Origin of the sequence: Candidatus Palauibacter sp. (assembly GCF_965237495.1) — a bacterium.
In the GTDB taxonomy this organism is placed as follows: domain Bacteria; phylum Gemmatimonadota; class Gemmatimonadetes; order Palauibacterales; family Palauibacteraceae; genus Palauibacter.
On record NZ_OZ250143.1, the window covers coordinates 3,041,832 to 3,059,677 of the forward strand.

At 65.6% G+C, this 17,846-nt stretch carries 25 protein-coding genes and 1 pseudogene; 19 read left to right on the forward strand and 7 right to left on the reverse strand.

What is annotated here, in order from left to right; all coding sequences use genetic code 11:
- Positions 1-398 precede the first annotated feature (398 nt).
- From ACPXY0_RS13265 to ACPXY0_RS13280, 4 genes are read left to right on the forward strand one after another with little or no spacing between them, the layout of a single operon-like run.
- The gene (locus tag ACPXY0_RS13265) at positions 399-602 is read left to right on the forward strand and encodes a type II toxin-antitoxin system HicB family antitoxin (protein WP_423925309.1); all 204 of its coding nucleotides are present in this window, start codon (positions 399-401) and stop codon (positions 600-602) included.
- On the forward strand, positions 533-805 hold the full coding sequence (locus ACPXY0_RS13270; protein WP_423925311.1) for a type II toxin-antitoxin system HicA family toxin: 273 nt from the start codon (positions 533-535) through the stop codon (positions 803-805). The genes ACPXY0_RS13265 and ACPXY0_RS13270 overlap by 70 nt, the downstream gene beginning before the upstream one ends.
- The gene (locus ACPXY0_RS13275; RefSeq protein ID WP_423925313.1) at positions 789-1,043 is read left to right on the forward strand and encodes a type II toxin-antitoxin system RelB/DinJ family antitoxin; all 255 of its coding nucleotides are present in this window, start codon (positions 789-791) and stop codon (positions 1,041-1,043) included. The genes ACPXY0_RS13270 and ACPXY0_RS13275 overlap by 17 nt, the downstream gene beginning before the upstream one ends.
- On the forward strand, positions 1,030-1,311 hold the full coding sequence (locus tag ACPXY0_RS13280) for a type II toxin-antitoxin system YafQ family toxin (protein WP_423925315.1): 282 nt from the start codon (positions 1,030-1,032) through the stop codon (positions 1,309-1,311). The genes ACPXY0_RS13275 and ACPXY0_RS13280 overlap by 14 nt, the downstream gene beginning before the upstream one ends.
- A 137-nt stretch (positions 1,312-1,448) precedes the next feature.
- Here ACPXY0_RS13280 and ACPXY0_RS13285 read toward each other — a convergent pair whose 3' ends face one another.
- Positions 1,449-1,772, reverse strand: a complete 324-nt coding sequence (locus ACPXY0_RS13285) for a hypothetical protein (RefSeq protein WP_420463349.1) — start codon at positions 1,770-1,772, stop codon at positions 1,449-1,451.
- On the reverse strand, positions 1,769-2,167 hold the full coding sequence (locus ACPXY0_RS13290; RefSeq protein ID WP_423925318.1) for a DUF6036 family nucleotidyltransferase: 399 nt from the start codon (positions 2,165-2,167) through the stop codon (positions 1,769-1,771). The genes ACPXY0_RS13285 and ACPXY0_RS13290 overlap by 4 nt, the downstream gene beginning before the upstream one ends.
- 783 nt (positions 2,168-2,950) lie before the next feature.
- Here ACPXY0_RS13290 and ACPXY0_RS13295 point away from each other — a divergent pair.
- Positions 2,951-3,583, forward strand: coding sequence for a hypothetical protein (locus ACPXY0_RS13295; RefSeq protein WP_423925319.1), 633 nt, complete (start codon positions 2,951-2,953; stop codon positions 3,581-3,583).
- A gap of 176 nt (positions 3,584-3,759) precedes the next feature.
- On the forward strand, positions 3,760-4,188 hold the full coding sequence (locus ACPXY0_RS13300; RefSeq protein ID WP_423925321.1) for a type II toxin-antitoxin system HicB family antitoxin: 429 nt from the start codon (positions 3,760-3,762) through the stop codon (positions 4,186-4,188).
- A gap of 23 nt (positions 4,189-4,211) precedes the next feature.
- On the opposite strand, the gene ACPXY0_RS13305 is transcribed toward ACPXY0_RS13300, so the two are convergent.
- A complete protein-coding gene (locus tag ACPXY0_RS13305) occupies positions 4,212-4,502 on the reverse strand; it encodes a hypothetical protein (RefSeq protein ID WP_423925323.1) in 291 nt (96 codons plus the stop codon).
- Between the two features lie 169 nt (positions 4,503-4,671).
- Here ACPXY0_RS13305 and ACPXY0_RS13310 point away from each other — a divergent pair, with 169 nt between their 5' ends.
- A complete protein-coding gene (locus ACPXY0_RS13310; RefSeq protein ID WP_423925325.1) occupies positions 4,672-4,932 on the forward strand; it encodes a type II toxin-antitoxin system RelB/DinJ family antitoxin in 261 nt (86 codons plus the stop codon).
- A complete protein-coding gene (locus ACPXY0_RS13315) occupies positions 4,919-5,200 on the forward strand; it encodes a type II toxin-antitoxin system YafQ family toxin (RefSeq protein WP_423925327.1) in 282 nt (93 codons plus the stop codon). Before ACPXY0_RS13310 ends, ACPXY0_RS13315 begins: the two co-directional genes overlap by 14 nt.
- Positions 5,201-5,269: 69 nt before the next feature.
- Here the strand turns inward: ACPXY0_RS13315 and ACPXY0_RS13320 are convergent, their stop codons facing one another.
- A complete protein-coding gene (locus ACPXY0_RS13320) occupies positions 5,270-5,560 on the reverse strand; it encodes a hypothetical protein (RefSeq protein WP_423925329.1) in 291 nt (96 codons plus the stop codon).
- 174 nt (positions 5,561-5,734) lie between these two features.
- Between ACPXY0_RS13320 and ACPXY0_RS13325 the strand changes: the two genes are divergently transcribed.
- The 4 genes from ACPXY0_RS13325 to ACPXY0_RS13340 are packed head-to-tail and all read left to right on the forward strand — an operon-like array spanning position 5,735 to position 7,903.
- The gene (locus tag ACPXY0_RS13325) at positions 5,735-5,935 is read left to right on the forward strand and encodes a hypothetical protein (protein ID WP_423925331.1); all 201 of its coding nucleotides are present in this window, start codon (positions 5,735-5,737) and stop codon (positions 5,933-5,935) included.
- A complete protein-coding gene (locus tag ACPXY0_RS13330; RefSeq protein ID WP_423925333.1) occupies positions 5,913-7,184 on the forward strand; it encodes a type II toxin-antitoxin system PemK/MazF family toxin in 1,272 nt (423 codons plus the stop codon). Before ACPXY0_RS13325 ends, ACPXY0_RS13330 begins: the two co-directional genes overlap by 23 nt.
- On the forward strand, positions 7,141-7,464 hold the full coding sequence (locus tag ACPXY0_RS13335) for a hypothetical protein (RefSeq protein ID WP_423925335.1): 324 nt from the start codon (positions 7,141-7,143) through the stop codon (positions 7,462-7,464). The genes ACPXY0_RS13330 and ACPXY0_RS13335 overlap by 44 nt, the downstream gene beginning before the upstream one ends.
- Positions 7,465-7,480: 16 nt before the next feature.
- Positions 7,481-7,903 carry a hypothetical protein gene (locus ACPXY0_RS13340; RefSeq protein WP_423925337.1) on the forward strand — a complete coding sequence of 141 codons (423 nt, stop codon included), beginning with the start codon at positions 7,481-7,483 and terminating at the stop codon, positions 7,901-7,903.
- Positions 7,904-8,102: 199 nt separating this feature from the next.
- Here ACPXY0_RS13340 and ACPXY0_RS13345 read toward each other — a convergent pair whose 3' ends face one another.
- Together ACPXY0_RS13345 and ACPXY0_RS13350 are read right to left on the reverse strand one after the other, a co-directional pair.
- Entirely contained in the window at positions 8,103-9,521 is a 1,419-nt protein-coding gene (locus ACPXY0_RS13345; RefSeq protein ID WP_423925339.1) for a transposase, read from the reverse strand.
- Positions 9,522-9,933: 412 nt separating this feature from the next.
- Positions 9,934-11,067 (reverse strand): IS110 family transposase, encoded by a 1,134-nt coding sequence (locus tag ACPXY0_RS13350; RefSeq protein WP_423925341.1) that lies wholly within the window; start codon positions 11,065-11,067, stop codon positions 9,934-9,936.
- A 370-nt stretch (positions 11,068-11,437) separates the two neighbouring features.
- Between ACPXY0_RS13350 and ACPXY0_RS13355 the strand changes: the two are divergent.
- From ACPXY0_RS13355 to ACPXY0_RS13370, 4 genes and pseudogenes are all read left to right on the forward strand, one after another.
- Positions 11,438-11,699: pseudogene (locus ACPXY0_RS13355) on the forward strand (HigA family addiction module antitoxin).
- A gap of 88 nt (positions 11,700-11,787) precedes the next feature.
- A complete protein-coding gene (locus ACPXY0_RS13360) occupies positions 11,788-12,051 on the forward strand; it encodes a type II toxin-antitoxin system RelB/DinJ family antitoxin (protein ID WP_419167152.1) in 264 nt (87 codons plus the stop codon).
- On the forward strand, positions 12,020-12,355 hold the full coding sequence (locus ACPXY0_RS13365; protein ID WP_423925343.1) for a type II toxin-antitoxin system YafQ family toxin: 336 nt from the start codon (positions 12,020-12,022) through the stop codon (positions 12,353-12,355). The genes ACPXY0_RS13360 and ACPXY0_RS13365 overlap by 32 nt, the downstream gene beginning before the upstream one ends.
- Positions 12,356-12,452: 97 nt before the next feature.
- Complete coding sequence (locus ACPXY0_RS13370; protein ID WP_423925345.1) at positions 12,453-13,019, forward strand: type II toxin-antitoxin system HicB family antitoxin; 567 nt, start codon at positions 12,453-12,455, stop codon at positions 13,017-13,019.
- Here the strand turns inward: ACPXY0_RS13370 and ACPXY0_RS13375 are convergent.
- The gene (locus ACPXY0_RS13375) at positions 12,909-14,036 is read right to left on the reverse strand and encodes a hypothetical protein (protein WP_423925347.1); all 1,128 of its coding nucleotides are present in this window, start codon (positions 14,034-14,036) and stop codon (positions 12,909-12,911) included. The genes ACPXY0_RS13370 and ACPXY0_RS13375 overlap by 111 nt on opposite strands.
- A gap of 776 nt (positions 14,037-14,812) precedes the next feature.
- Here ACPXY0_RS13375 and ACPXY0_RS13380 point away from each other — a divergent pair.
- From ACPXY0_RS13380 to ACPXY0_RS13390, 3 genes are all read left to right on the forward strand, one after another.
- Positions 14,813-15,286: a hypothetical protein gene (locus ACPXY0_RS13380; RefSeq protein WP_423925349.1), complete on the forward strand. Its 474-nt coding sequence runs from the start codon at positions 14,813-14,815 to the stop codon at positions 15,284-15,286.
- Between the two features lie 205 nt (positions 15,287-15,491).
- Positions 15,492-16,307 carry an iron-sulfur cluster loop gene (locus ACPXY0_RS13385; protein WP_423925351.1) on the forward strand — a complete coding sequence of 272 codons (816 nt, stop codon included), beginning with the start codon at positions 15,492-15,494 and terminating at the stop codon, positions 16,305-16,307.
- Between the two features lie 188 nt (positions 16,308-16,495).
- Entirely contained in the window at positions 16,496-17,827 is a 1,332-nt protein-coding gene (locus tag ACPXY0_RS13390; protein WP_423925353.1) for a hypothetical protein, read from the forward strand.
- Positions 17,828-17,846 lie beyond the last annotated feature (19 nt).

Sequence of the window (17,846 nt, forward strand, 5' to 3'; positions counted from 1 at the left end):
CGGCCTTCAAGTCTTCGGTTCCCCGTTCGCCGACGCCGCCGGAAACGTATGGCTGCCCTCCTACCGGCCGGCCTACCCGGAAGAGGGGTCGCCGTACACCGTCATTTCCTCGGACGGGGAGTGGCTGGGACAGGTTGTGACTCCGCCCAGGTTCCGAATCCTCGATGTGGCTGGAGGGCTCATCCTCGGGGTGCTCAGGGACGAAATGGACGTGGAGAACATCGTAGTGTACGGGTTGGTAGAATGAGTAGACGCATCCAAACGGCGTGAACGGCCGGTTTCGCCGCCAGCACGTTTGCGGGACGGCGCTTACCTGACAACCGAGTGCGCTCGAAGGTATTACGTTGGTTTGCCACTGCGGTAAACCTTGAACAAGACCGGGATGAGGTGGAGGTCTCATGAAACTCAAGATCGTCGTTCATCAGGCGGAGGAAGGCGGCTACTGGGCGGAAGTACCGGCCATCGCGGGATGCGTATCCCAGGGCGAGTCGTTCGACGAGCTGCTGCGAAACATCCGCGAGGCGGTTGAGGGTTGCCTGTCCGTGGACTTGCTCGACATCCCCGTCTCGGATACGGACAGGGTTGTCGAGATTGCGGTCTGAAGACTCTCAGCGGCAAGGATTTTTGCAGATTGATCGAGGCCCGCGGATGGCGGTTGAGGCGAGTCAGGGGCAGTCATCACATCTATACGAAGGAGGGCGTTGCCGCCCGAATCTCAGTCCCCGTCCACGGCAACGCCGACCTTAAGCGAGGCTTGCAAAGACACTTGATGAAGATTGCCGAAATCGATGAGTCGGAGCGATAGGCGCCTTGACGGAGCCATAAAGGAGGAGGAGGCCACGGTGCTGGCGGCCATGGGCCTGACCGTCTCCGGCGCGTTGCGCCTGCTGCTGACCAAGGTCGCCCACGAGAAAGCGCTGCCGTTCGCGCCGCTGGTTCCTAACGCCGCCACCATTGAAGCGATGAGGGAGGCCCGCCGGGGCAACCTCCCGCAGTTCGCCAGCGTAGAGGACCTCTTCGACGATCTGCGTGCGGACGATTGAGCGGACCAGCCGGTTCGAGCGCGACTACAAGCGGGAGTCGCGGGATCGGCACCGGGCATACCTCGACGCCATCCTGGCCGCAGTCGTGGATACCCTGCCCAACGACCGGCCGCTGGAGCCCCGGCACCACGACCACGCGCTGAGCGGCGAGTGGGGAGATTTCCGCGCCTGCCACCTGAGGCCGGACCTGTTGCTGATTTACCAGAAGTCCGGGACCGATATTCTGCGCCTGGTGCGTCTGGGCTCCCCTTCGGCACTCGGTCTCTAACTCTCACAACCGCTCACACATCGGGCAGATCGAAAGAGCGCTCGTGAAGGTGGGGCGGCGGCTCGTCGCAGAGGACGCGGCCGTTTAGCGGAGGCGGCCGGCCTGTACCGCCGACCTCGGAAAGGGGACATCCGCGGCTATGCTTGGTCAGCCAAGTCTCGCCGCGACTCCGGCGTGCTCATCCGGCGCTCCAAGGCCCGCTCGAAGCTGACGAGACGGCGAATCAGCGCGTTGTAGCGGGAGTGGGCGTCCCCCGGGTGTTCGTCTCCGATGGCGAGATAGAGTTCGATTTCGGGGGTGTGCGCCAGCGGCGGCGGCGAAGGGATGTCGAGTCCGGCAGCCCGCATTCGAGACGATCCCACGGAAACGAGCAGAGCTTCCACGGTGGCCTCGCCCCGCTTCAGGGCTTCGATACCCGCAGCCACGAGGACAGCGCCGGGCAGATCGGCGGGGATGCTCATGGGCCGATCTCGTCTGCCGCTCGAAGCACCCTGTCTCGGAAGCTGGCAGGATCGAGGGCTGGATAACGGATCAGTGCCGGCTCGATGGCTTCAAAGAGTTCGAGGAGCCGCGCTGCCCGGATGAGACCACGCCTTCCCATCGCTCTGACGTCAGCCGAGTCCTGCGTGTGCCCCCGCTCGATCTTGGCGAGCGCCTGGCCGTAGAAATCGTAATGGTGGTAATCCACGCGCCCGTACCGGTCGATGAACGGGCTGCGTCCACGCCATCCCGGCAATTCCGGGATGAAATCATCGGGGGCGGCCAATTCGACGTTGATCTTCAGGGCCTCCTTGGCTCGCGCGATCGCCTCGAAGACTCCTCCGGGTTCCGGATCGAGTTTGAGATCGACGTCCACCGTGGTCTCCCGCCAGCCCACGAGCACGGCGGAGCTGCCACCGACGAGGTAGATCCGCCCGGGACTTCGGGCCGCGCTGCCCAGGCGACGCATCAGTCTACGCACTTGATCGGCGCTGGCGGGAGGGCGCGTAGTTGTGAGAGCATTCATGTCCGCGGTGCGACCTTGAAGGAGTGGCTGCGTACTCGAAGATGGGCTTCTCGCCGAGTCCGGCCAAGACGACCGCTCTGCTTGCTCCGCGCCCACCCACCCCACCATCGTTTCCCGTACCTCGAAGCGTAGGGCCGCGGCGGATCGTCTTGACGGGCGGCCTGCGCGTGGGTCCGCGGGACAACTCGAATCCAACGTTGCCCAACCTCGGGCTACCTTGGGGCGCCGGAGCAGCCCTCCGCGGCGGGTCTCTCAGTGCAGCAGCAACGGAGAGTTGAATTGAAATGCGAAGCAGATACCACTCCACTCTGATGCTGTCGGCAGCCCTCGTCGCCTGCGGGGAAGACACAGGCCGCACACGCGACATCCAAGTCCAAATCGAGGACAGCGCGGGCGTGCGGATCGTCGAGTATGTGGGCGTGCCGGAGGTCGAGCCGCCGTTCGCCATTGCGGCGGAGCCGGTGTACCGCCACGGCGCCAACCCGGGTGATTACGAGTTCCAGGGAATCAACGTCGGTCGGCTCTTCCCGGACGGAAGCGCGGTCGTTGAACAATCGTCTGTCTCGCCTCACTCTCTTCGTCGGCGATTCGGTCGCGCGCATCGCGAGCCTCCCTCGGGCACCGCACTTCGGTGTGGCAGGAATCGGTTCATCCGGTGAGCTGCTGCTAATGAACCGGATACTCTACCGTTCCTGGACCGGTTTAGAGGAGGGGGAGTGGCTCGCCGGGCACATGTCCCTGTTCGATACTGAAACTGGAGCCCTCGACACGGTCGCGTCGTACGACCACTGGCCGGGAAACCCGCCGGGGCTGCCGGCGAACCCGATCCAGGCCGTTGGCGAGGTCACGGTCGCCACCGGGCAGTTCGTCTACACGAGGTCCGACAGGCCCGAGATCACTTGGCGTCTGCCGGACGGCACGGTAACCCGGATCGTGCGCTGGCGGGCCGAGCCCACCCGACTGACCGAGGAACTCCTGGAGCCCGTCGAAGCCTATCAACGAATGATGACCCAGATTAACAACCGTGGCATACCGATGTCCCGGATCGAGGAGATGACTCAGATATCCATGTCTTGGCGTTACGCCATGATCGGCCAGCCGATGCCGCTCTACGGTTCCCCGTTCGCCGACGCCGACGGAAACGTATGGCTAGCCTCCTACCGGCTGGCCTACCCGGAAGAGGGGTCGCCGTACACCGTCATTCCTCGGACGGGGAGTGGCTGGGACAGGTTGAGGCTCCGCCCAGGTTCCGAATCCTCGATGTGACCGGAGGGCTCGTCCTCGGGGTGCTCAGGGACGAAATGGACGTGGAGAACGTCGTGGTGTACGGGTTAGTGGTGCGATCCTCGATGGTACGGTGACGGTGCGGAGTTCGTGCGGCGAGCGAGGCGCTACGCCCGGAAGGCGCACTTGAGAACTGCGGTTCGTGAGGAGGACTTCTGATGCGGTACGTCTATCCGTGCGTGCTAACGCCTGAGAAGAACGGCGGCTACTCGGTGTCCTTCCCGAATGTGCCGGAGGCGCTGACGTGCGGCGACGACCGGGACGAAGCCCTGACGATGGCCGAGGACGCTCTGACCGTGGCGCTCGGTTCGTACATGCAGTGTCGCGAGGACATTCCGGTGCCGGACACCGTGGCGGGCGAGCGGGAGATGGTCGCGGTTCCACTGGTCGTTGCGGCGAAGCTCGCTCTCTATACCGCGATGCGGGAGCAGGGGCTTACGAAGGTCGGTCTGGCGCGGCGCCTGGGCTTGAGCGAGGGTGCGGTTCGGAAGCTCCTGAACCCGAATCACCGCTCACACATCGGGCAGATCGAAAGAGCGCTCGTGAAGGTGGGGCGGCGGCTCGTCGCGGAGGACGCGACCGTTTAGCGGAGGCGACCGGGCGGGTCCGCCTACTGTCCGCCGCCTTCTTCAAGCTCCGCAAACATCCCTTCCGCGCTGGCGAATCGAGCCGTTCCCCGCCCCATCATATCCTCCGACTCGGCCATGGCCCTTTGGGTCCGGGCGTTCGGCGCCTTGAGGCGTGCGAACCGCGCGATGTCCCTCATCGCTTCGGCGTCATCGTCCCGCTTCTGCGAGACCAGATCCGCCTCGGTGGCGCCGTCCAGCACCGCGTGATCGACCCTCCCCTCGGGCAGGCTTCCAGGATCGTCCGGATCAATCGTCACGCGAGTTGCGCTCATGTTTCCGACCTTCTTCCCGTTGGACTTGCACGCAGTAGGCTCGCGTCGCGTTGTAGGCTGATGGCCCACCGTCGTCAAGCCGCTCACCTGTGCACGCTGTGCCCCCTTGACCGGCCGGCCTGCGAGCTTGCATGATATTGTACGTCAACCCGAAACACGGATGCCAGACATGCCGAACCAGCTCGTCCAGGCCCGCATTGACGGAGCCATAAAGGAGGAGGCGGCCACGGTGCTGGCGGCCATGGGCCTGACCGTCTCCGGCGCGTTGCGCCTGCTGCTGACCAAGGTCGCCCACGAGAAAGCGCTGCCGTTCGCGCCGCTGGTTCCTAACGCCGCCACCATTGAAGCGATGAGGGAGGCCCGCCGGGGCAACCTTTCGCAGTTCGCCAGCGTAGAGGACCTCTTCAACGATCTGCGTGCGGACGATTGAGCGGACCAGCCGGTTCAAGCGCGACTACAAGCGCGAGTCGCGGGGTCCGCACCGGGCATACCTCGACGCCATCCTGGCCGCAGCCGTGGATACCCTGGCCAACGACCGGCCGCTGGAGCCCCTGCACCACGACCACGCGCTGAGCGGCGAGTGGGGAGACTTCCGCGACTGCCACCTGAGGCCGGACCTGTTGCTGATTTACCAGAAGTCCGGGGCCGATATTCTGCGTCTGGTGCGTCTGGGCTCCCCCTCGGCACTCGGTCTCTAACTATCGCCCGAGCTCGCCGTCGGATGCCGTTTGCGCACGGACTGCGGTCGCCGAGGCCGGCGGGTCCGCCTACTGTCCGCCGACTTCTTCAAGCTCCGCAAACATCCCTTCCGCGCTGGCGAATCGAGCCGTTCCCCGCCTCATCATCTCCTCTGACTCGGCCATGGCCCTTTGGGTCCGGGCGTTCGGCACCTTGAGGCGTGCAAACCGCGCGATGTCCCTCATCGCTTCGGCGTCATCGTCCTGCTGCTGCGAGACAAGATCCGCCTCGGTGGCGCCGTCCAGCACCGCGTGATCGACCCTCCCCTCGGGCAGGCTTCCAGGATCGTCCGGATCAATCGTCACGCGAGTTGCGCTCATGTTTCCGACCTTCTTCCCGTTGGACTTGCACGCAGTAGGCTCGCGTCGCGTTGTAGGCTAATGGCCCACCGTCGTCAAGCTGGCGGCGTTCGATGAACTCGCGTAGCCCGCAGGCCGGTGGGCAACTCCGGGCAGGTGGCGGTGCCGCCGGTCGCCTGCTAGAGTCGAAGGGCCATGAGCATCAAGGCGGAATACCGGGATGGGGTCTTCGCGCCCCTGCAGGAGGTCGAGGAGCCCACACCCGGCGAGGTCTACGAAGTCTTCTCCGAGGGCGAGCTGAAACGGCTTGCGGCGGACGTTCCGTGGCTGAAGGGCTCGGAGCGCAGCTTCGAGTTCTGGGAGAACGAGGAGGATGCCGTCTACGATAGCCTATAGGCGGGGCGACATCGTTCTCGTCTCCTTCCCCTTCACCGATCTCACTTCATCCAAGAGACGCCCCGCGCTGATCCTTTCCCCGGATTCCTTCAACGCCGCCGGGGAGGATCTCGTGCTGGCGGCCATTACCTCCCACATCACGAACGATCCGAACGCGGTGCATCTCCGGCGGGGCGACTTCGCGGAAGGTGCGCTTCCCAAGGCATCGATGGTGAAGACGACGAAGCTGTTTACGATGCACTCCTCGCTCGTTGCCAAGCGAATCTGCGCTCTCACTCCTTCTCTGGAGAGTCTGGGCGGAATCGACAAGCGGTTCGCCGAGATCAGCGGCGAGATACCGGAGTTCGCCGGCTACTACGTGGACGCTGATGGCGACCTCGTGACCATGCTCACGGATCTGACGAAGACGCCGGAGGTCGAGAGCCTGATCAGATCCGAGGTCGACGCCAAACTGCTCGTATCCGGAGGGCAGCGGGAGTACGGATTGGCCACGTACTCATTCTCCCAACTACTCGGGTGGCGCGATCTGCTCATCGGAGAACTGATGGTACGTGGTGACGTTGCGCTCCTCGATATCGACCAGGCGCGGAACCAGCTCTACATTGGACTGATCAGCCCAGCGGCAGACGCCGGCGTCCGACTGCCCGCCGAGCGCGCTGGCATCCCGGCCGAGGCGCTGTTCCTGGAGGCCGTCGGCCGTCCGACCGCGGATGTGCTCCACGTCCCGACCGGCGCGGTGGCGAACAACATCGCCACGGGCCGCTTCGCCACCACGCTCGGCGGTGTTCGCGCGCGGAACGTCGGGTCGCCGGATGCGATCTGCACCCTCTGGCTCGGCGTAAAGCAGGGCGGGCAGCAGCGGTACCTGACCGCCTCGCACTGCACCAATGACGGCTTTGCGACGCTGAGCACCGATCTCCCCATGCACCAGGGAAGCTCGAACGAGGCCGACTGGCTCGGCGACGAGCAGAAAGACCCGGCCGATACCTGCAATATCCCGGACCCCGTCCCGCCCGGGGCGGATCAGGACAGGTGCCGGTGGTCGGATGCCTCCATGTTCGGGCGGGCGGACGGGGCCACGTCGCCCCGCTTCATGCAGGGGTGGATCGCAAGGCCCGTCTCCGAGGGCGGCTCCCTCCTGCACGACCACAGCGCCGACAGCGCGTTCACGATGGACCACGAGTCGATTCCGGTGGCGGGCGACGATGTCCAAGATGGTCGGGCAGTCCTCCGGCTGGCAGACGGGTAGCGTGCTGCATGACTGCACGCTCGTCTTCCAGTGGCCCGAGCCGCCCAATAACTACGTTCTCCGTTGCCAGGCGATCGCGACCTATACGGCCGCCGACGGCGACAGCGGCGCGCCCGTGATGGGAACGCAGGAGCCGTACGGCCTCGTCGGGATGCACGTCGGACGCACCATGTTCCTGCACAACGGGCAGAACGTGCGACGCGCCGTCATCTCACCTATCGACGGGAGCGAACGCGATCTCGGCGCGGTCACGACGCGCGGCCGCCCGAACGCCACTTGAGAAAGGAGGAGGCAGAATGAAGGCGCTGACGGCGACTCTGGCGTTCGGGCTCCTGGCCTGTGAGCGGGTCGTTTATGCCCCCTGGGCCGAGCCTTACGAGGCTCTGGCGATCATCGAGGGGGTCGACCCGGTCGAGTACCCGGTGGCCGTCGAAGTGCCGCCGAACGTCCGGCGGGGTGAGCGGTTCACCGTGAGCGTCCGAACGTATGTCGATGGCTGCGACGCGAAGGGCAGGACTCAGGCCGAGAACCGGGAGACGCGGGCGCGGATCGTCGTGTACTCTCTGATCGGCGTGAGTGCGAACTGCACGATCACCCGGGTATATGAGCATGCGACCGAGTTCAAGTTCGACGAGGCAGGAGCCGCGAGCGTGACGGTCGTGGGACGCAGCGAGACACGCGGGATCGTCGAGAACACGTATCCCGTCATCGTCCGCTAGCTCGTCGATGCCCCGTCGGGCCAGAGTGGAGGCGAAAGGAAGGCTTCCGCAAGGAGTCCGTTGTACTCGGAGGCCGCCTTCTCGTAGCGGCTGCGATCACCCGACGGATGCGGGGTTTGGCTCTCCTCGTTGAGTCGCTTGAGTCGCTCGTGGGGAACGATCAGACCGACCGTCGTGATCGAGAGAAGGTGGGTCACCTCTAGCAGGCCGTGGCAAAAGCGCGCTGCGGCCCGCGGAATATGATTTCGGCGAAGTGGCGGCGGACTGTTGCGCCAGCGCGGCCGGGGCGGCGTAGGAGTGATATCCGGGCCCAGGCGGCCCCCGGGTGGCCGAGAACGTGCGATCTTGGCCGGAAAAGGGCCGAGAAAACGCTCGCGAGGGCTCCTGTTTGAAGCGTGGACGCACGTCTCCCCTGCAGGCTCCTCGGCGTGCCGTAGCCGAACCGGTGCCGCATCAGGAGCCCGAGGTTGAACCCGGCCGCGTGCACCAGCAGACGCTTGCGGATGTTCTCGTGCCCGCGAAGGTGCGTCCGGCGCATGCCGCCGGTGGTGAGCATGTGGGCGAAGGCGCGCTCCAGCTTCTCCCCCCGCGCTCTCAGAAGGCCCTTGCCCCGGGCGCCCCGGACCCGGCGCCGGTTGGCGTAGGTCGGCATCTGCGCGGCCCGGTCCCGCTTCCAACTGCGCCGCCCGCGGTTCGGCTCGCTCACGTAGCCCCGCACCCCGAGGCCGGCCAGGCGCTTCATCGTCGCGTTCGAGTGGTAGCCCTTGTCGCACACCACCTCCCGCACCTCCACACCCACCCGTTCCAGCTGACCGCGGGCTTCAGCCAGCGTCTGCGGCAGCGAGCTGCTGTCGCCCCCCGTCGTCGGCTGCACCGTCAGTCCGCACACCGCCCCGGAGGACATGTCCACCGCCTGCTCCAGCTTGTGGCCCATGCGCGTCCGCCCGTCCTTCATCTTCGTGATCCGCGCGTCCGGATCGTGCGGGTGCTCCCACTCGTCGTTGGACCCCTTCTTCGGCCGCTTCCGGTCCAGCTTCGCCAGATCCGCACGGCTCGGCGTCTCGATCCCCGAAGCCTCTGCCAGACCCTCCAGGAACAGCTGGTATCCCTCCCCCGTGTCCCGCCGCACGATCGACCGAATCGCCGCGTTCCCCTCCAGCGTCGTCGCGTCGATCCCCAGCGTCTTGCCGCTCAACAGCCCGCTCTCCTCCAACAGCTCCAGCACCCGGGCGAACAACACCTCGTGTGCCTCCACCGGCAGGCGCCGCCGCGTCCGCGACACCGTCGAATGGTCCGGCGGGTTCCCGTCCAGCTCGTAGCCCAAAAACTCCCGCAGCGACAGAGACCCCGCGCACCGCCACGCGATCCCCCGCTCCGAACCGATCCCCTCCAGATACCCCACCACAAGCATCCGGAAGTACACCCCCGGCGCCACGCTCGGCCGGCCCAGACTCTCCGCGTAGTACTCCGCGCACGTCTCCTCGCAGAACCCGTCGAACCCGCCCGCCACCAGTACCCCGTCCAGAGCACGGTAGAACGGGTGCCCCGGGGCACGTATCTCCGCCGTCGCCACGAACAACGCCTTCTGTCGCTCGCCCCCGCGCCGCCCCATCGCCATCGTCGCCCTCCCACTGACTGGCCACTCCTGTCCCGGCCACAATCCAGCCATCAATGCCGGCGCGGAACATCCCGACTTTTACCACGGACTGCTGATATGGAAGGGCCCCCGTCAAGTGCCCTCGTTCGTCTGCCAAGCGCGTCTTCGTAGTCGTTCTCCATCATCGGAGGAAGAAGTCACGCGAGGTTCGTTTCGACGGTGAATCCTCCTGATATACGCCGGTTGGCCGGGGCCAGAGCGGCAAGAATTCGGATTCGTCGGGAGCTGGCTCGATCTAGATCGCGTGGGTCTCGCGTCCGGTGGCAACAGGGCGCGGCCACATAGCAGCCTCGAGCGTTCTCCTGCCGTGCCTCGCGCGACCTCCTCCTCGGTCTCGGGGTTCTCGTTGCCTGCGAGTCCTGCTTTCGCCGTCTCAGGCGGCGTCCCGGTTCGTCCGGGTGTCTTCTCCGGCATCCTGCATGAGAGCCCACACGAAGCCGGCCAACTCCCGGGCCACCGCCACCGCCGCGATCTGGTTGTTCTTCCTGAACGCCAGCCGGCCGAACACCTTGTGAAGCCGGTGTTGCGCCTTCCAGCCGTGGGCGATCACCTCCGGTGCCTGGCCCTGCTGCCGGCGGCTCAGCGCCGGGCCCCGCCTGGGCGCGAACCTGTAGCTCCACGCCGCCTGCACCAGCACATGCCGGACCCGGCTGTTGCCCGCCTTCGTGATCGCTCCCAGCCGACGGCTCGCCCCGCTGGAGTGTTCGCTCGGCACCAGGCCCACGTAGGCCATCAGCTTGCCCGGGCTCTCGAAGCGCCGGAAGTCCCCGATCTCCGTCGCCAGCACCATCGCCGCGTGCGTCGAGATCCCCTTCAGGCAACACAGCCGCCCCACCGCCTCACGGTAGGCCGGCTCAAGCGCCAACGCCTCGATCCGGCGGTCCAACTCCTCCCGGCGGCCCAGCTTGTAGTCGAACAGCGCCAGGTACTCGCCGAACACGAGCCGGTCCTCCCCCTCCAGCGCCCCGTCGCGCTGGAGCGCCCGCAGCCACGACATGTGCTTGCCCGTCCAGTTCCGCCCCTCGCGGTACACCAGCCCCCGCCGCGCCAGAAACTTCAGGATGTAGTGCCGCGACTTCAGAATCTCCCGCTGGAACACCTCCCGGCACCGCACCACGTCCCGTACCCGCTCCTCACGTTCCGTCGGGATCCGGATCGTCACCAACTCCCCCGCCCGGTACAGCCGCGCCAGCTCCGTCGCGTCCTTCCGGTCGTGCTTGCGCCGGTCTCCCGGCCGCCGCGGGATCAACGACGGCGCCACGATCTCGCACTCGTAGCCCCAGTGCCGCATCGCCCGTTCCAGCACGTAGCCCGCCCCGCTCGCCTCGTAGCAGGCCCGTACCTCCCCCTCCCGTGATATGCGGCCCAACCACCGCCTGATCTTGCTCGCCTCGTTCGGCAACCGCTTCACCACCGTCGGCTCCGGCGCCTCCGCCGGAAGCAGCGCAACCATCACCGTGTCCTTGTGAACGTCCATCCCGACGTACAGCTTGCTCTTCTTCTCCATGGGGCCGGTCTCCTGTCCGTTGCGATCTCCAGCATCGCATGTGGCTCTGGCACCTCCGAACACCGGGGCGCTAACCCACGGTATACGGCGGGCGGCCGGCCCTTCGATACCTTCTAGACCCATACCACGCGCCGGAAAACGAAGCCGCCTGAGCAGTGCGGAACATCTGCGAGGAAAGTCGCTCGCGTAATCGCGGTACGCGCTCATTCTGCTGTCCTTTTCGGGGTTTCCAGAGCGATGCCGGAATGCAGAACCTCCGAAAATTGTTGTTCAATGCGCACCAGATGACAAGCGGGTGACCTTCAGGTTTGAGGATGGCGCGGCGGCCGATGTGGACTACGTGGACTACCACTGAAGGGGAGGACCGACCATGGCCATGCACGACCCGCCGCATCCGGGCGGCATCGTGAGGCGGCAGTGCCTCGAACCGTTGAGTCTGACCGTGACGCGGGCGGCCGGTGGCTTGGCGTTACACGGCAGACGCTTTCGGAGTTGTTGAACGGGCACACGGGGTGTCGGTCGAGATGGCGATCCGGCTGTCGAAGGCCTTCGGCTCGACGCCCGAGACATGGCTGGGGATGCAGATGGCGTACGATCTCTGGCAAGCGCAAACCGCGCCCATGGTGGCCTGAACGCTGCCGAGGTTGACCGGCCCCCCACCGATAGCGAGAATATATCTCAATTGCGATACAGGAGGCCCGGATGAAGACACATAGTTCGATGCTCCACGTCCGGATGGACACCGAGACGAAGCGGAAGGCGACGACGGCACTGGCGGCCATGGGGCTGACGGCCTCGGAGGCCGTGCGGCTGTTCTTCCACCGAATCGCGGTCGATCAGGCCTTCCCTCTCGAACTCAAGGTGCCGAACGCCGAGACCCGCAGGGCCATGGCCGAGTCGGAAGAGATGATGAGGCGGGGGACGGCCCGATTCGCGAGCGCAGACGAGATGTTTGCGGAGCTTGAAGAAGCCGGCGACCAGTAAGCGGACGCGCCCGCCTCGGCGGGTGGATTTCACGCGTGGCTTCCTCAAGGACTGGGAACGCCTTTCGCGTTCCGGCAGATACGACATGAACCGGCTCAAGTCGGTTATGCTCCACCTCATCGCCAACGAGACCCCGCTCGGTCCTGAACGGCGCGATCACGCGCTAAAGGGCGCATGGGCGAATCACCGGGAGTGCCATGTTGGCGGGGACTTCCTGCTGATCTATCAGGTCGAGGATGCGCCCAGGCCCGGCGGCTCGATCAACTTCGTCCGAGCCGGCACCCACGCGGAACTGTTCAAATGAGCGCGGCCGAGGGGGCCACCGTGCGCGCTTGGCGTCAAGGGCCTCAAGAACGGGTCGGCACGACCCACCGGGCCCGGCGACCTGAGGAGGACTTCTGATGCGGTACGTCTATCCGTGCGTGCTGACGCCTGAGGAGAACGGCGGCTACTCGGTGTCCTTCCCGAATGTGCCGGAGGCGCTGACGTGCGGCGACGACCGGGACGAGGCCCTGGCGATGGCCGAGGACGCTCTGACCGTGGCGCTCGGCTCGTACATGCAGTGTCGCGAGGACGTTCCGGTGCCGGACACCGTGGCGGGCGAGCAGGAGATGGTCGCGGTTCCACTGGTCGTTGCGGCGAAGCTCGCTCTCTATGCCGCCATGCGGGAGCAGGGGCTTACGAAAGGTCGGTCTGGCGCGACGCCTGGGCCTGAGCGAGGGTGCGGTTCGGAAGCTCCTGAGCCCGAATCACCGCTCACACATCGGGCAGATCGAAAGAGCGCTCGCGAAGGTGGGGCGGCGGCTCGTCGCGGAGGACGCGACCGTTTAGCGGAGACGAATGCCCACGCGATTCCCCTAACGCTCCTCGGACGAGGGACTAGCCAGAGAACTCGTCACCGCGAGAGCCATCACCGGGTAGAGCGTCCCGGTATACGTGATGAAGTGCCATGTCTCCGTATTGAGTGACTTGGTCCACCAGCGGCCCGATTGTCTCTGGTTCCGCCTGAGCCACTCAACGCCTCGCTGCACGGCCGGGTGCGTTGGCGGCACCCCCGCGGACGACAGCACTACAACCGCCAAACCGGTTTGGTGGCCATCGCTCGCAGGATCGCCGAAGTCCACCTCGCCTCGCAAGCGTTCCGCGCGGTTGCCCCGGCCCCACTGCTCGGGCTGAGCGAAAGAGCGAATCGACCATCCCCCGTCCGGGCGCTGACGGTCCAGGATCATCCTGACGATGTCCTGCTTCCTGTCGGCGCTGATCACGCCCGGCAGATACGGGTCCGCCCAGAGCAACGCCACCCGAGCGTAGTCATGGGGAGGAGGGACCCGCCGCAGGTACTCTCGCAGACTGGCTATCTGCCTCTGCAACTCGGGAGACGTTGCCTGCTCAAGCCATCCCGGAGCGAGGCCCACACCCATGGCCGCAACGGTCGCGAGCTGAAACGCGTCGGACTCGAACGGCGGCCATGTGTCCGGCGAGTGCCAGGCCCCGTCGTCGCGCTGAAGGCTGAACATGAGCTGAAGAGCTTGCTCGGTTTCGGGAGACAGCCGCTGGTCCACGTACGCATCCCAGGATGCCAGAGACGCGGCTAGATGCACGACTTCTGCAGGGTTCACTCCCTGCTCGAGCTCCTCGGGGTCCTCGGTGAGCCTCTCTTGAAGACGCTCTTCGAGAAAGCCCCGGAAGGTTGCATCGGGCTGACCCAGGCTCCTGGCGAGTTGCGGACGAAGGATCCCGTACCAACCCGTGGTGTGACACGAGACGCAGCCGCGGTCGTTTGCCCAAGCCTTGGCTCCACCCTCCAGGTAGGTGATCGCCCGTTCGATGGACAGATTCTCCGCAATCGGTTCATCCTCCGAGGCCGGCGGAATGGAGATCTCTCCGAAGTGATACTGGTGTAGGCGGTGGTCGGGCTCCTGCTGCGCGTGAAGCTCACAGCCGAGAAGCGAAATCCCAACCGACAGTCCAATTGCGGCGTGCATGAGTCTCATAACCGAGCGCAGTCCCAAGAGGTTCTCGTGTCGGGGCGTGGGGCTACTGCCATCGTAGGCGCCCTTTCGCTGCCACGCAAAGGCACGCGCGACGGCGTGGCCGGACTTTCCTCGCTCGGATCCCCGCAGAGCGCCTCATGCAGTCTTCGCTTACGCTGAGCGCCCATCCCGTCTTAACGATCGCCCCATCCGACAGGGCTCCGCGTCTCTCTCGGCACGGCCAGTGCTCGATACCGGATCGTCACAACTCCAAGACGCGCACCTCAGCAGGCGGGGACAGGTTCGATTCCAGCGCACCTCCACATGTCAGCCGGCTCGGCACGCGTCCGGTTCGATCGCGGCAGCCCGTTCTCACGGCCTTACGGCAAACGCGGCCACCTTTTTGGAATTCGACGCGATGCCCCCGACCGGGTTGCGGAGCGCAGAGGGGAGGGATTAACCCAGACTTGGTTGCCCGTGCTACCTTCGGGGTCCGCCTGGTCCACACCGTAGTGACAGAATGCGGCAGAAGAGACAAGGAGAATCAAGTTGGGGGCAATCCTCACAAACATCGAACTGGGCAGGATTGATCTCCCGAGGCTCCAGCGCGGGTACGTGGTCGAAACGCATGCGGGCGCAGGCGTTCTTCGACCCGCTCTATCGGAGCATCCGGTGCGCAATCCCCTGACCCGCCTGACCAGGCTTGACGACGCGGCCGAGTGCCTGGTGCGGGACGGCGCGGTCCGCTGTGCGGGATACGGCTCGAACTGGCGGCTCGGGAAGGGGCGATGACGGCGCGGGAGCGTTGGTTGCGGCGGATTGCGGAGGGGCTGGCGCGGCAGAAGCGGCGGGGGGTGGAGGCGTGGACCTGCACGCCGTCGGCGGGCCTCCCCGGCGAGACGGTGAAGGACGGATGCGGGACGCGGCATCGGACACGCGCGACTGCAGCGCGCTGCGCCGGACGCTGGACGCGGCGCAGGCGGCGGCCCGTTCCCGGTCTCGGGCGCGAGGGGCGGGACGCAATCCTCCCGGCCGTCCCGGTGCGCATCGACCGCGATACGCGGCGACGCCTTCCGCCCCCGGCCCACGCCGCGCCGGAGGCAGAGGCGACGGACGAGACGGCGGACGCGCTCGCGGCCATCACGCGGCGCGCGCGGCAGCAGCGAACGTGCCGGGAGTGCGGCCACATCCGAGACGGGGCGCTGGGGGGACGGTGTCCGGCCTGCGGGGCCCCCGTGCCCGGATTCGGGGTGGACCCGTGAGGGCGTGGACGGGCCGCCGAACGTGCGCGACGCGCTGGCATCGACCCCGACCGCGCGCCATGGATGCCCAAAGCGGAATTGTTAAGGTCTCCACGACCCCTGTCAGTTCGACCGAATCGCTCATCGGGGTCAACGAGCCAAAGCCCGGAGCTCCACGGATTCGATCGGCTTCATTGTGGCAATCGGAAACGGAGAGCGACGACCGATGGCGGTAGACGACATCATCTCACGTCTGAAGCGGTTCGGGGCGGATTCGATCAAGCGGGAGGATGGCGTCAGCGGCATCGACGTCGAGGACGACGCGCGCGCCCTCGTGAACGACCTCGAGCGTTATCCGCACGCGTTCGTGCTGGCCTGCATCGTGGATCGGCAAACGAAATCCGACATCGCATGGAGCCTTCCACACGCGATACGCGAGGCCGCCTCGGGCTTCGAGTTCGACAAGCTGTTGGGGCTTCAGACGAGAGTTTGGGTCTCCGTCCTCCGGCCGTCCGGCCACCGGCTGGCCGCCGAGATGGAACGATTGCTTCCGGCAGCCATCAGACACATCGGGGACAGGTACGGCGGGGACGCCTCACGTATCTGGGCCACCGGGAGCAGCGGCGCTGCCGTGGCCAGGCGGTTCCTGGCCTTCGACGGGGTTGGCCCGAAGATCTCCAACATGGCCGTGAACATCCTGATTCGCGACTTCGGCATCCACCTTACAAGGCCCATGCCCGACATTGCGGTCGATACCCACGTCCTGCGCGTGTTTGAGCGACTGGGCCTTCTCGGCAGGCTCGATCACAGCCAGCTACGCTCGACCCAGGGCAAGCAGCAACTCCGGCTCCAACTGCGCGCTCGCGAACTCAACCCGGAGTGGCCCGGGGAACTCGACTGGCCAGCCTGGCTTGTCGGGAAAACCTGGTGTCACGCCGGGCGCGCACCCGAGTGCCACGAATGCCACATGAGATCTTTGTGCCCGAGGGAGGGGGTCAGTTCGATTCAGCGGCAAGCGCAGAAGACCCCGGCGGGTGAGTAGCTCGCGAAAGGGCTGAGCCTCGGCGAGGCCGGGTGTCAAGTGATTGCCATTTTAGTACACTCTGGATCAGCCGAGGCGGGCCGTACGACGTCGGCATTCCCTCGATGTGAGACCAAGAGCACGCGTCGCCTCGCTGGATTGGCCGCGAAACGACCGTAACCTCCCACTTAAGTTTGGGATAGCCGCCTATGCCGGAAGAGCTATTCGTCTTCGATCCCAAGATGTTCATCACCGGGCCCTTGCACCCATGCCCGCAATGCGGAAGCGTGGAGCTTGGCACGCTGTCCATCACAAACAACGTGCACACTCGTCGCTGCCGGAACTGCTTTCACGACGAGAGAGAGCGCCTCCCGCCACTCGACAAGAAGCTGATCTATCTGGACCAGATGGTCCTCAGCAACATCGCGAAAGAACTCGATCCGGTTTGGCGGGAGGAGACGCGGCACCGGGACGAGTACTGGATGGAGGCGTTTGACCGGATCGACCGGTTGATAAAGCTGCAGCTGATCGTCTGCCCTGATTCGCCAATCCATGAGATCGAATCGTCATATCTTGAACAGCACGAAGCGGAGCTGCGGCGCCTCTACAAGCATCTGGCGAGCGGCGTTCGTCTCCGGTTCCACCACGAGGTACTGATGGCGCAGCTGTCGGAGGCGTTAGAGGCCTGGCTCACGGATCGAGATCCCGATTGGAGCCGTATCGCTCGCGAGCATGTTGTCCGCGGGGATCTGGACCGCTGGAGCGAGCGTTGGCGTGTTACCGTCAACATGGGCTACTGGCTTGACCAAATCGACAGTCGTCGGGAATCTCGCGACCGCGCACACGAGAAGTTTCAACAGCTCTGGGAGCGGTGGGCATCGGAAGGCCACGTGTCATTTGAGGCTCGCTTCGAGGAAGAGCGCCGGGGAGTGGCCGTAGCGGCGCTGCAGTCCTTCAAGACTCATTTTGAGCGTTTGCACGAGGCGACCACTGGCACCGGAGCAGGCGCTGTTCTTATGCAGCTAATGCAGCCGGCGTGGCCGGTTCGGCTTGTGAGTTGGCTACTGAACCGTTTGGAGGAGAGGGGCGTCGCGCGGGAGGATCAGCTCCAACGAGCTGCGGATTTCCTGAACTCAGAAGAGGCCCTGAGTGCACCGGAGAATCACTTGGGCGCCCTTCTCTTCGCTGGTTTAGCCCGGCGGGCCGCTTCAGGTCAAAAGCGCGTGCCCAGCCGCGGTACGCCCAACGATATCAGATTCGTCGCTGCGTACCTGCCTTACTGCCATGCGATGTTCATCGACAACGAGTTCGCGCAACTCCTGAAAGAGGAACCGTTGGCGACCGCAGTGAAGGACTATTCGACGGAGATCTTTTCCGCTAGCTCGCGGGACGGCTTCCTGGATTATCTGGCTAGGTTGGAGGCTGAAGCAGAGCCGAGCCATGTCGATCTCGTGGACCGTACGTACGGCGAGACGTGGACCGAACCGTACCGCTCCATGCTCGAACACGAGCGCAGCAAGCGAGCGTGCGACAGGTCGTGAAGGTTGACGATTCACGTCT